Genomic DNA, 13,259 nt, shown 5'->3' with positions numbered 1-13,259 from the left:
TTTGATGAAATGTGGTATCTTGAGATTGATCCATGGTGGTCAGTCCTTTCTGCTGATTTTGTGTAGCAACTTTATTTTAACAGAAAGATACCACCATGGATCTTTTTTATTTAGTTGTGCAACTTCATTTTACAACTAACCATCTGTTTTCTGTATTGCTGTCGAGGAATAATTGGCGTTTTAGATTTGGATTTGGTAAGGAGGAGCGCAAGATGAATTATGATTTTTCTACTGTGATTGAAGATAAAGAGATCTTTGGCAGTGGGTATACGACATATCAAGTGTTACATTTTGCAATTAAATCTTTAGAAAGTCGTGAAGTGAGGGATGCATGCTCAGAAAATGTTGTAGCACAGGATGCTTGAGAAGAGTTAGAAAACTTTAAACTTAATTTAGAAATAAATTGTAATAAACAAGGATATGTGTATTGTAAGTGGCATGATATAGTGGCTTTGTTATATAAATATGCTAAAGATGTGATGAAAGAAGGAAGATTGCACAAAGTTGAAAATGATTGGGAATGGTTTGTTGGAAAAATAAAAGAAATGGGAGATTTTCCTAATCCTCATTTATCATATAGTCTTCGTAGTCAGCTGTCTAATTGTATGGGATTTGATTATAAGGCATGGAATCGTATACATGATATTTCCATACCACTTCTTTTTGAAGAATGTAGAGAAATAGCGTACACCAACAATTCGTGTCCTCATCCTAACGTTGATCGGTTTCTTGAAGTTTATAGCGTATTCTTTTGGGTGGATACATTGAATATTTTGTTAGATTTTTTGAAGCAAAATACCTTTGATTATTGGTGTGAATATCATTGGATTGAGGCTCATGAGAAAACGTGCATTAAGCGAAGAAAGAGGGTAGCTAGATATCAAGCTAGAAAGGCAGCTCTTTTGCAACAGAAAGCTGCAGTGAATAAATAAATTAGTGCCGATTGTTTCCAAATTATGATAGTTGACGATAAGGAGGCTATAAAATGGAGATTATTGTCCATAGAGGAACGCATCAAATTGGAGGTGTTGCTACGGAAATCCGCACTCAATTTTCTCGTATCATTATCGATTTGGGTAGTGAGTTAACGGAAAGTTGTGGAACTGCTCGTCCTCTTAACATAGATGGAGTAACTAATGCCAATGGTACTTGTGATGCAGTGTTTTTTACACATTATCATGGTGATCACATTGGACAATTATATCAACTGCAAAATGGTGTTGATACATATATGGGGAAGTTAGCGAAAAAGGTTGCCATAATAGTAGCAAAACGTATGCAATCTCCATTTCTGTCTAAATTGCAAGTTGCTAAAACTTTTGCACCAGAGGAAAGTATCTGCATTAAAGATATCAAAGTTACTCCTATTTTGGTTGATCATTCTGCTATAGATAGCTATATGTTTCTTATAGAAGCTGAAGGGAAGCGAGTACTTCATACAGGAGATTTTCGCACTCATGGTTTTAGAGGAAAGGGATTGCCCAAATATTTATATGCTTATGTAGGTAAAGTAGATGTAGTTATAACTGAGGGTACGACTTTGTCTAGAATAGATTCTGCGATTATAACAGAAAAACAAATTCAACAGGAAGTTAAGAAGTATTTGATTAGTTATAAATATGTTTACATGCTTTGTTCATCAACCAATTTGGATCGTATTTGTGCTTTATCTAAAGCAACGCCTTATGGAAAATATTTTTTCTGTGATGGTTATCAAAGAAAATTAATTGAGGCTGTTGAGGGAAAATGGCAAAAATATTCTAAACTATATAATAAGTTAAAGGTGACTGAGTATGCAGATAATCTATACAGTAAGGCTAAAGACTATGGTTTTTTGATGGTTGTACGAGATAATAAAGAGTTTAGAAGTATTATGAAAAAATTTGATGCAAGCCAAAGTATAATTCTCTATTCTATGTGGAATGGTTACAGAACTAGAAAAGGTAGTGGTATACCATCATTTTTAAAGTTAGCTGATAATTGGACATACTTACATACTAGTGGTCACTGTACTAGATCAGCATTGAATATGGTGTTGAGTATTACTAAACCAGATGTGGTAATACCTGTACATACAGATGTTCCGGAAATGGTAAAGGAAGTAGTTACCAATACAAGAGTCAAAGTATTAAAAGATGGAGAAGTTTATAAGGTTATATGAAAGGTAGGGTTATATTATGACTGATAATAGGGCTGGCACTAGCATCGATAAGCATATTGGTGCATTATTAAGTGGTGGGTTCAAAGAATTTTTAAACTTTGTGAAAACTCACGATGATTTGGAAATTGCTTTTAGAGGAAATTCAAATAAAGTCACCATTTACTATCATAATCATATGATGTGGGATTTATCGTTTAGTAGAGGTAATAAATTAAAAGTAACGGTTAGCTTTAACCATGCAAGATATTGTGCTGATTGGCTAACTAAATTTGATGATTTAAAAAACGAGGGGTTTGATGTTAGTAAGTGTGTGATAAATACAATTCCTGTTAGGATAGGAAATTTATCGTGTTTAGCTAATTCGTTTTCTGTGGATTTTGTGACAAAAACATATAATGTGATGAAAGATGCTATTGATACGTATTTCACGTGGTCAAGGAAACATGATTATTTTAAAAATACAGATGCGAACAGAAAAGTAAATTTAGTGGAAAAAGTTGCCCAACAGGAAATTTATCGTTATTTTAAGAATGGAGTCGAGATTTCTAAAGATAAATATTTATGTCTTTATGATTTAGAATTTGCACAAAAAAATGCACCTGAAGGCAATAAGCCTGATTTTTTGGGGATAATATATAATAAGGGATTTATTGAACAGGTAGTAATGGTTGAAGTTAAAAGTTTAAAGGGAGCTTTGGGTGGTTCTAGTGGTATAAGAAACCATTATAAAGGTATGAAGAATTACAATAGTAATCCTGTGAATGTTATTGCTAGAATTGTTGAAGCCAAAGAATATTTAGCAAAATTGCATAAATTGGGCTTGCGTGAGTCTTGGGTTAAAAATGGTCTTACAAATGCAATAATTGCTAATTTACCGCAAACAGTTGCTGGAACGATAGGTAATGTTATCTTTCTTACTGACGAGGTATGTGAATGTTACAAATGGAGGAAATCTTCACATAGAAAATCCTTATATAGGAAAGGTAGATGTCCAATTATTTTGTTTTACTATGATTATGAATCAGCGTTACGAAAAGGAAAGTCTGGTTATAGCTGGTTCTCAATCTATTAATATCCACGCCCCCTCTCACTTGTTCACAAAACTTCCTTATCCCAGTAAAGGATTTACCAAACAGATGTAGAATTATTTAAGTAATTAAAAATTCTTTGGTTGTGATTTTGCATATAGAATGGAGGCTTTGCAATGAAGATTACGTTTTTAGGCGCTGCGCGTACTGTAACAGGGTCCTGTTATTTAGTTGAAGTGGGGGCTAAAAAGTTTTTGGTTGATTGTGGTATGTTCCAAGGCTCTAAGCTGGTAAAGGCGTTCAACGAAAAAGAATTTCTTTTCCACCCCGGTGAACTGGATGCCGTAGTGCTGACCCACGCCCATGTGGACCACAGCGGCCTGCTTCCCAAACTTGTAAAAGAGGGCTACCACGGCCCCATCTACTGCACCAAATCTACTAAAGAACTGTGCAGCATTCTGTTGCCCGATAGCGCCCACATCCAAGAGGGCGACGCAGAATTTGCTAACCGCAAAGGTATGCGTGCAGGTAAAAAAGAGGTAGTGCCTCTGTTTACTGTTGACGATGCTGACCGTGCGCTGAAGTTGTTCCGCATCCGTGATTTTGGCGAGGAGTTTAAAGTTGTGGACGGCGTGACGGTTAAATTTAAAGTTGCAGGTCACATTCTAGGTTCTTCCTTTATTGAAATGCACGTGGAAGAAGATGGCAAGACAACTAATTTGATTTTCACCGGTGATATTGGTCAACCTAACCAGCCTATTATTGAAGACCCTGCTACCGTTTGCGGTGCGGACTTTATTATTACCGAATCCACATACGGCAACCGTGTTCATGAAGCCTATGACAAAGAGGGCGAGTTGGCAAAAATCGTTAACGAAGTAGTGGAGCGTGGTGGCAACTTGGTTATTCCTGCTTTTGCTGTTGGTCGTACCCAGGTGCTGTTGTACTATTTCCAAAAGCTGCAAGCGGAAGGACGTATTCCGCAAGTGCCCATCTATGTGGACAGTCCTATGGCGAACAAGGCTACAGTCATTACCATGACCAATCCGGAAGAATATGATGAAGAAGCCCGTGCTCTTTACGAAATGCAGGGCAATCACTTGGTAAATATGCCTAATCTGCGTTTTACAGCTACAGCGCAGGAATCCATGGCGATCAATACTACTCCCGGTCCCAAGATTATCCTTTCTGCCAGCGGTATGGCGGATGCAGGCCGTATCTTGCACCATTTGAAACATAACCTATGGCGTCAAGAGTGTGGCGTAATCTTCGCAGGCTACCAAGCTGAAGGCACGCTGGGGCGCCAGATTGTTGAAGGTGCGAAACGTGTAAAGATTATGGGCGAGACTATTAGTGTAGCAGCTACCATTTACAATATGAAAGGGTTCTCCGCCCATGCGGACAAAGAACAGCTATTGGCTTGGTACAGCGGTATGCAGACCAGACCTAAATGCTTCTTCGTAACCCACGGCGAAGTGGATGCAGCTTTAACTTTGGCGGACGAATTGGGACGAAAGCTGGGCACTGCTACCTACGTACCTCATTTTGGTGACAGTGTAGAAATCACCGGTACCCAATGGCAGGTACACCAATCCGAACTGGTACAGGAAGAGCCTGCTGCTTTGGAGCTGAGTGCTTACTTGAAGGGCATGGAGCGCAACTACATGCAACAGCGCGTACGTATCGAGCAAATTGTGGCAAGGGATGCTTCCAAATCCGCTGCCATCCGCAAGAAGATGGAGAAGTTGCGTAAATACATGGATGACTTGCTCCAAGACTTGTAACAGTGTGTTGTCTTTGTACGATACACAAATTCTACTCAGAGTAACATCTATGTAAATTTTATCCAAAAATGTACAAAAAATTCCTATAAACGGGTTGACAGATGGAAAGTATGTTGCTATACTATGTGTAATTTACACCGAAGTGAATTACACATTACCATCGGCTGTGAACAGGAATAAGATGTCAACAGGCTTTAGAGAGTCAGCGGTTGGTGCAAGCTGACGGAATGGAGACTTCTTTCTCACCTGGGAGCCCTTCATCTGAGACGTATGTTTAGGAGGAAGCGTTAGCTGCGTTAAAGCTCAAGAGTATAATGTAGGGTGGTACCGCGTACTTACGCCCCTACCGACGAAGGTCGGTAGGGGCTTTTTGTATACTTAGACGCTTTTTAGGAGATGATATTAATGCAGAATCCCGGTAAAGCCCTACGCGAGCGTTTGGCTAGACCTGATATTTTAGTTTTACCCGGTGTTTATGATGCCTTGTCCGCCAAGGTTGCTGTACAGGCAGGCTTTGATGGTTTGGTAATGGGTGGTTATGCCATTGCTGCTTCCCGTTTGGGCGAGCCTGATGTGGGCTACTTGTCCATGACGGAAATGGCAGAGGCGCTGCGCACTATTACCCGTGCAGTTGATGTGCCCGTCCTTGCGGATGGCGACACAGGCTATGGCAATGCTTTAAGCGTACAGCGTACCCTGCGGGAATACGAACACGCTGGGGCAGCAGGCGTTCTGTTGGAAGACCAAGTTTGGCCCAAGCGTTGCGGTCACATGGCAGGCAAGCATGTAATCGATGCGGAAGAACACGCTCGCAAGCTGCGTGCCGCTGCAGATGCCAAAACAAATCCTGATACACTGTTGATTGCCCGTACTGATTCTCGTGCCGTGTATGGCTTGGACACCGCCATTGAGCGTGGCAAGCTCTACTTGGACAGCGGTGCTGATGCGCTCTTTATTGAAGCACCGCAGAACGAATGGGAGCTGGAAGAAATTACTAAAGCTTTCCCCGACACCATTCTTATCGCCAACATGATTGAGGGCGGTAGAACGCCTAACCTGACCAGTAAGGATTTAGAGAACATGGGCTTTGATATTGTGTTCTGGCCTTGCACCCTGACCTATACGGTAACAAAAGCACTGCATGATGTTTTGGTTGCCCTGCGGGATGATGGCACTACCAATAATGTCCATGACAAAATGCTCAGTTTTAGTCAATTTAACAGCTTCATTGGCCTCGATGCCTATAATGAGCTGGATAAAAAATACAAATAAGTATCATAACCCATTAATTAAGCAAAGAAGCTTATGGAAAGAAAGGAAGTTGTTTTTATGAAAATCTCCAAGAAATTTACTGCTGTTGCTATGATTGCTGCTATGGCTCTGATCGCCGGTTGTGGCGGCGGTGGCGAAAAGAAAGCCGCTCCCGCAGGTCAAAAAGTTACTCTGAAAATGGCAGCTGCTCTGCCCCAAAGCCATCCTTTGGTAAAAGCTATGGCTAGCCTGAAGGAAAAAGCTGCTGCTAAATCCAACGGTACTGTAGAAATTACCATTTATCCGGCAGGCCAATTGTTTAACGATAAAAACATGAACGACGCACTGATCAGCGGTGGCGTAGATATGGGCTTGAACACTGTAGGCCGTTGGGCTTCCATCGTTCCGGCAATGGATATTTTCGACGTTCCCTTCATTTTCCCCGGTTATGATAAAGTAGATAAATCTATCGACAACGGTCTGGGCCAAAAACTGGGCGAACAATTGGAAAAGAAAGGTGTTCGTCCTCTGCTGTGGGCTGACTACGGTTTCGTACAATACGCTAACAACAAAAAATTGGCTAAGACTCCTGCTGATTTCGCAGGCATGAAAATCCGCGGCTACAGCAAATACTCTGCTGAAACCATTAAAGCATTGGGCGCTTCCAGCGTAACCATGGGTGCAGGTGAAGTTTACATGGCTATCCAACGTGGTACCATCGACGGCCAATCCTCCGGCACCACCGCAATGCGTGACCGCAAAATGTACGAAGTACATAAATATCTGACTGTTACCAACCATGCTTCTCCGGAATTCATCGTTGCTATTAACGATAAATCCTTCAACAAATTGGATGACAACCAAAAGAAAGCTTTGACTGAAGCTGCTAAGGAAGTTCAAGCAGACCTGCGCGCTAACGCTAAGAAGGAAGACTTGAAAGCTCTGGAAGATTTGAAAGCTAAAGGCATGGAAGTTTACGTAGTTCCTGAAAACGAACTGGAAGCTTGGCGTGCAGCTACTAAACCGGTTTGGGATCTGTATGTTAAAGAAAACGGCAAGATCGGTCAAGAACTGCTGGATATCTGCTCTAAACAATAATGGAAAAATAAAGTGGGGTTTACTACATTGGAAAAATTCTTGTTTGCTTATGAAAAGCTGCTGAAGGCAGTGACGCTCCTTGTGGGCGTCATCGCCGGCGCACTGGTGCTGTTCTGCGGCTTTACCATAGTGTGGGAGGTTATCTGCCGTGGCGTATTTGATGCGCCGACGGAGTGGGTAATGGAAATTTCCACCTATTGTATCGTTATCGCCGGCTTTTTGGGCATGGGCGTTGCTTATGCCGGTAAAAAGCACATTCACGTGGATATTTTCGTATCTAAGATGTCTCCCAAGGCAAAAACTTATGCAGACCTTGTTACCTGCATTATCGGTGCCTTCTACAGCTATCTGTTCACTGTGCAATCCGTGAAAATGGTTATGCTGTCCATTGAACTGAACAACTGCGCTCCTACAACTTTAGGCACCCCTTTGTGGATTCCTCAATCTGCGATGCCTATTGGTTTCGGCGTTTTGTTCCTGCAAATTATCCGTTCCATTTTGGAGGATATTGTTAAAATTTCCCGTGGGGATTTCACCATGGATTTTGAGAAGGAGGTAAATAAATAATGCTCGCAGGATTTACACTCCTTCTATTGGTTCTCCTTGGCTTGGGGCTGCCCGTTGCTTTCTCTTTAGGCATGGGCGGTGTAGCCGGTATGTTAGCCTTTATGGGTGGCGATGGTGCTTTAGCACAGCTGCCGATTATCGGTTACAAATCTTTGGACGATTTCGTCCTTACTGCAGTGCCCATGTACATCCTCATGAGCCAAATTCTGTTGACAGGCAAGGTTGGTAACAACCTGTTTGAACTTGCCAATAAATGGCTGCGCCATCTGCCCGGCGGTTTGGGCATTGCTACCGTAATGGCATGTGCAATTTTTGCAGCGATTACCGGTTCTTCTGTAGCCTGCGCAGTAACCATTGGCGCTATTGCTATTCCGGAAATGCTTTCCCGCGGTTATGACCGTGCTATCGTATTGGGCTGCGTTGCTGCAGGCGGTACCTTGGGTATCTTGATTCCGCCTTCCATTCCTATGATTCTTTACGGTGCGATTACCGATGAATCCATTGGCAAGCTGTTCATGTCCGGTGTTGTTCCCGGCGCTATGCTGACCGCTATGTTTATGGCAATCGTTGTCTACCGTTCCCGTAATTTGGAACGTGAAGCTGCTGCTACTTGGGAAGAGCGTGTGGACGCTCTGCGCAAAACCTTCTGGGGTTTATTGCTGCCCATCATCGTAGTAGGCGGTATCTACACCGGTGTGTTCACTCCCACCGAAGCTGCAGGCATTGGTACTGTGTACAGCTTATTCATCACCTTCTGTGTGTATAAGACTTTGAGCTTTAAAGATCTGCCCGGTATTTTGAACGACACTATTAAAACTACCTGCATGATCTTTGCTATTATGATTGGTGCCAGCCTCTTTGGTTTCGTACTGACCATTTTGGATGCTCCGCAGCAACTGACTTCTTATGTTGTTAGCTTGGAGGCTAACCGTTGGTTGATCTTTGTGGCAATCAACATTCTGCTGCTTTTCTTGGGCTGCATTTTGGAATCCGTTTCCATTATCTTCATCACCCTGCCGATTCTGTTCCCCTTAATCGTACAACTGGGTTTCGATCCCATCTGGTTCAACGTAGTAATGCTGTTGAACTTGGAACTGGCGCTGATTACTCCGCCTGTAGGCATGAACCTGTTTGTACTCCAAGGCATCAGCCCCGACAGCAAGATGACCCAAATCATCAAAGGCGTTATTCCCTTTGGTGCAGCAATGGCACTGGAAATCCTCATCCTGTGCTTCTTCCCGCAACTGGCAACCTGGTTGCCCAATGTAGTTAAATAACCCACTAGCTACTTTTCCCGGACGTGTACGTACGCGTCCGGTTTTTTATTTCCCTCTTTCTGCTTGCCTATGTATAATGCTATGGGGTATAATATACCTTGTATAAATAGCTGACTAGATAGTCTAACACTTTGTATATAAAGGAGCAGGATAAAATGAATTTGCAGAACCGCAAGGTAAAAATAGTAGTTGGTATTTTAGTAGCCATCTGCCTGATTATCAGCTATCGTATCTACAGCAACGTGCAGAAGGAAAAGGCACGTGCAGAGCGTATTTCCCAAACCAAATCCGTAGCGGTGGAGCTTGCGCATCCCCAGCGCCAGACCATCGTGCCCCAATTGCGCTTTAGTGGCAGTCTGGATCCGGAATGGCAGGCAGAAGTAGCAGCCAAAGTGGATGGTCGTTTGGAAAAGGTTTACGTTAAAGAAGGCGACAAAGTTACCAAGGGACAAGTATTGGCGATTTTGGAGCAGACCGATACGGATGCCAACCTTTTGAGCGCTAAAGGCTCCTTTTTGGATGCACGCACCAATCTGCGCAAAGCAGAAACCGACCTGCACCGCTACGAAAAACTGTATGCTGTAGGCGCAGTTTCTGAGCAAGTGGTGGATGATTACCGCTTCGCCCGCAACAACGCTCTTGCTAAATTGGACGCTGCCCGTGGTAATCTGCAAGCCATGGAATCCAAGTCCGCAGGCACTGTCCTTGTTGCTCCTGCCGACGGCATTATTGCCAAGCGCTATTACCAAGAAGGCTACTACGCTAAAGCAGGTACTGCTATTTTTGCTGTAGCCGATATCAGCATGCTGAAAACAGTTATCCACATCCCCGAAGGTCAGATTGCAGGCGTAAAAGTGGGCAATGAAGCGGAAATCAGCCTGCCCGCTTATCCTGATAAAAAAATCATAGGCAAGGTCACCCGCATTGCCCCTGTGGCAGATCTGCCTTCTCATACTTTTGCTGCGGAAGTCAGCGTGGACAATACCCAAGGTTTGTTGGCAGGCGTTTACGCTAACGTAAATTTGCAAGCGCAGCCCAAGGAAAATGTGCTGACCATTCCTTTGCATGCCATCGTTATGCGTGATGACCAGCAGACTGCTTTTGTTCCTGACGAAAAAGGCGTAGTACAGCGCAAGGTGCTGAACATTGGTTATACTAACGACCAAGTCGCCGAAGTTTTAGGCGGTGTAAATGAGGATGACCTTGTGGTTATTTCCGGTCAGAACAAGCTGCGTGAAGGTACCCGCATTAATTTAGAAAAGGCTGGTAAATAAAATGATAGGAACATTTATTAAGCGGCCCGTATTTACCACCATGTTCATCTTGTTACTAGTGGTTTTCGGTATTCGCTGTTATCCGGAAATCGGTGTCGACCTGACTCCGGACGTTGACCTGCCCATTGTATCCGTGCGTGTTACCTATGACGGCGCATCTCCGGAAGAAATGGAAACCTTGATAACTAAGCCCATTGAAAATCGTGTCAGCCAAGTTTCCGGTATCAAGACTTTGACTTCCACCGTTTTGGAAGGCTATAGCGAAACCGTTTTGGAATTCAATTTGGGTGTGGATCCTCAGGTAAAGGCCAGCGAAGTGCGTGAAAAGGTTTCCAGTGTGCGCAAGGCTCTGCCTGACGATATTGACGAGCCTGTAACCCAGACCGTAGACTTGAACGCCCGGGCTATTGTTGCCTATACCTTCGCTTCCGATTCCCGCAGTCGTGGCGAAATTCGTCGCATTATCGAAGATAGTATTAAAGACGAGCTGCAGATGGTGGATGGTGTTTCCGAAGTTACGGTTGTAGGCGCCAGCCAACGTGCCATCCGTATTGTGCTGAAACCGGAAAAGTTGATGGAGTATGGCATTTCCTACCAAACGGTTAAAGATGCCATCAACAAGAACAACTACAATACCCCCGGTGGCAAGGCACGTAATAAAAACATGGAAATCACTGTCCGCACCGTGGGCAAGTACGAAAATATTAAAGATATCCAACAGGTTGTTGTTAAAAATGACAATGGCAGACCTGTCTATATTGGCGAAATTGCCGATGTAGTGGACGATTGGGAGGATGAAGATACCTACGCTAGCTCCAACGGCAAACCTTCCGTCTTGGCGTTCGTCCGCAAGCAGTCCAAAACCAATACCGTAACCGTTACGGACAACGTTAACGAAAAAATGGAGCAGTTGAAAAAATCCAATCTGCCTCCTGATATTACCGTGGAGAAGGTACGCGACCGCTCTACCTATATCCGTGATAACATTGCCGATGTATGGAACACCATTCTCTTCGGTGGTTTCTTGGCGCTGCTTATTACCTATCTGTTCCTGCGAAACTTCCGCGCTACCATTGTAGGCGGTCTGTGTATTCCTACATCCGTAATTGCTACCTTCTTTATGATGAAGGTTATGGACTTTACTTTAAACAATATGTCTTTGATGGCTATGAGCTTGGCTATCGGCATGTTGATTGACGATGCAATCGTTTTAATTGAAAATATTTTCCGCCACATGGAAATGGGGGAGAGCGCCTTTACTGCAGCCCGCAAGGCTACGGAAGAACTGACGCTGGCTATTCTGGCAACCTCTTTGACCTTGATGGCAGTATTTATTCCTATTGGCAATATGGGCGAGATTATCGGCCAATTCTTTAAACAGTTCGGTTTGGTAGTTGCCTTTGCCTTGGCGTTTTCCACTTTGTGCGCGTTCTCTTTGACACCTATGGTTTCTGCCTACTGGTTGAAGAACGAAACGGAGGAAGAAGCAGCTAAATCCCGTAACAAATATTTACAGCGGTTATTGGATAAGTTTGAAGCAGGCTTCCAATCTATTCGCGAAATGTATAACTCCCTAATGGCGTGGGCGATTGAACGACCTAAAAAGGTTATTGCTGCCAGCGTTATTACTTTGGTGATTAACTTCTTCCTAGTTCCCTTTGTGGGCACGGAGTTCCAGCCTACCTATGATAGTGGCGAGTTTTCTGTCAACATTAAAGCCCCCTATGGTACCAGTATGGAGCGTACTGTAGCCTTGGCTACACCGCTACAGGAATACGTCAACTCTTTGCCTGAGGTCAAGATTTGCGCTTTAAATATCGGCGACGGCCGTAACCCTGTCAACCAAGGCAGATTGGATATCCGTCTTGTGCCTATTAACGAGCGCGAACGCAGTATGCAGCAGATTATGGACGATATGCGCGGTCACTTCCGCAATGTGGAAGGCTTGAAGGTTTCCGTTGTTTCTAACCAAGGCGGTGGCCGTGGCGATAGCCGTCCTGTACAAATTGGTCTGCGCGGCAGCGATATTACCCAATTGCGCCAGTATGCTTTGGACTTGGCAGAAAGGGTGCGCAATACTCCCGGTGCTACGGACGTAGATATTTCTGACTCCGAAGAAGAACCGGAAATTATTATCAAGCTTGATCACGCTAAGGCTAGCCAATTGGGCTTGAACGCTACCAGCTTGGGCGAAGTGGTGGAAATGGCGTTTATGGGCAAGAGCACATCCAACTCCTTTACCATTGGCGATAATGACTACGACATTATTCTGCAGATGGATAAGAGCCGCCGCATGGATATCAACGATGTCAAAAATCTGCGTGTAGCTGCCTCCGGTGGTTCCTTCGTTCGTTTGGGCGATGTGGCGGACGTGCAATTTGGCAGTGGTCCTACCCGCATTGAGCGCGAGGACAAACAGCGCCAGATCGTAGTGTATGCCAACACCGTTGGTACTTCTCCCGGCGCTTTGATTAACAAGATTACTGATGAATATATCCCCGAAATGAACTTGGCGCCTGGCTATAACTATAAAAAGATTGGTAATGCTGATACTATGCAGCGTACTTTTAAGGAAATTGCCAAGGCTTTGGCTTTAGCAATTGTAGTTGTGTACATGGTTTTGGCAGCCCAGTTTGAAAGTTTCTCCCAGCCTATTATCATCATGGCATCCCTGCCCTTTGCTGTAATCGGTGCTATTGTAGGTCTTTTGGTGGCAGGGCAGACAGCCAACATGATGAGTATGATTGGTTTCATCATGCTGATGGGTTTGGTTACGAAGAATGCGATTCTGCTTTTGGACTATGCTAACCAAGCACGTG

Annotated in this window: 11 protein-coding genes; all 11 read left to right on the top strand. The window is 43.8% G+C overall.

Annotated elements, in window-relative coordinates; translation table 11 throughout:
• Nucleotides 1-212: 212 nt before the first annotated feature.
• Nucleotides 213-365 carry a hypothetical protein gene (locus ACJMM4_RS05565; RefSeq protein ID WP_405383501.1) on the top strand — a complete coding sequence of 51 codons (153 nt, stop codon included), beginning with the start codon at nucleotides 213-215 and terminating at the stop codon, nucleotides 363-365.
• Between the two features lie 81 nt (nucleotides 366-446).
• The gene (locus ACJMM4_RS05560) at nucleotides 447-932 is read left to right on the top strand and encodes a hypothetical protein (protein ID WP_405383499.1); all 486 of its coding nucleotides are present in this window, start codon (nucleotides 447-449) and stop codon (nucleotides 930-932) included.
• 53 nt (nucleotides 933-985) lie between these two features.
• The gene (locus tag ACJMM4_RS05555; protein WP_405383497.1) at nucleotides 986-2,161 is read left to right on the top strand and encodes an MBL fold metallo-hydrolase; all 1,176 of its coding nucleotides are present in this window, start codon (nucleotides 986-988) and stop codon (nucleotides 2,159-2,161) included.
• A gap of 16 nt (nucleotides 2,162-2,177) precedes the next feature.
• A complete protein-coding gene (locus ACJMM4_RS05550) occupies nucleotides 2,178-3,233 on the top strand; it encodes a hypothetical protein (RefSeq protein WP_405383495.1) in 1,056 nt (351 codons plus the stop codon).
• Between the two features lie 132 nt (nucleotides 3,234-3,365).
• Entirely contained in the window at nucleotides 3,366-4,973 is a 1,608-nt protein-coding gene (locus ACJMM4_RS05545) for an MBL fold metallo-hydrolase RNA specificity domain-containing protein (protein ID WP_405383493.1), read from the top strand.
• 405 nt (nucleotides 4,974-5,378) lie between these two features.
• Nucleotides 5,379-6,245 (top strand): oxaloacetate decarboxylase, encoded by an 867-nt coding sequence (locus ACJMM4_RS05540; RefSeq protein WP_405383491.1) that lies wholly within the window; start codon nucleotides 5,379-5,381, stop codon nucleotides 6,243-6,245.
• A gap of 57 nt (nucleotides 6,246-6,302) precedes the next feature.
• Nucleotides 6,303-7,322, top strand: a complete 1,020-nt coding sequence (gene dctP / locus ACJMM4_RS05535; protein WP_405380993.1) for a TRAP transporter substrate-binding protein DctP — start codon at nucleotides 6,303-6,305, stop codon at nucleotides 7,320-7,322.
• A gap of 27 nt (nucleotides 7,323-7,349) precedes the next feature.
• Complete coding sequence (locus ACJMM4_RS05530; RefSeq protein WP_405380995.1) at nucleotides 7,350-7,889, top strand: TRAP transporter small permease subunit; 540 nt, start codon at nucleotides 7,350-7,352, stop codon at nucleotides 7,887-7,889.
• Nucleotides 7,889-9,166 carry a TRAP transporter large permease gene (locus ACJMM4_RS05525; RefSeq protein WP_405380997.1) on the top strand — a complete coding sequence of 426 codons (1,278 nt, stop codon included), beginning with the start codon at nucleotides 7,889-7,891 and terminating at the stop codon, nucleotides 9,164-9,166. Before ACJMM4_RS05530 ends, ACJMM4_RS05525 begins: the two co-directional genes overlap by 1 nt.
• Before the next feature lie 155 nt (nucleotides 9,167-9,321).
• A complete protein-coding gene (locus ACJMM4_RS05520) occupies nucleotides 9,322-10,440 on the top strand; it encodes an efflux RND transporter periplasmic adaptor subunit (RefSeq protein WP_405380999.1) in 1,119 nt (372 codons plus the stop codon).
• A gap of 1 nt (nucleotide 10,441) precedes the next feature.
• On the top strand, nucleotides 10,442-13,259 hold a 2,818-nt coding region (locus ACJMM4_RS05515), incomplete at its 3' end, for an efflux RND transporter permease subunit (RefSeq protein WP_405383489.1).

The organism is Phascolarctobacterium sp. (assembly GCF_045124115.1).
Taxonomy (GTDB): domain Bacteria; phylum Bacillota; class Negativicutes; order Acidaminococcales; family Acidaminococcaceae; genus Phascolarctobacterium_A.
The sequence above is the reverse complement of the archived record's forward strand: the minus strand, read 5'-3'. Positions and strand labels throughout refer to the sequence as shown.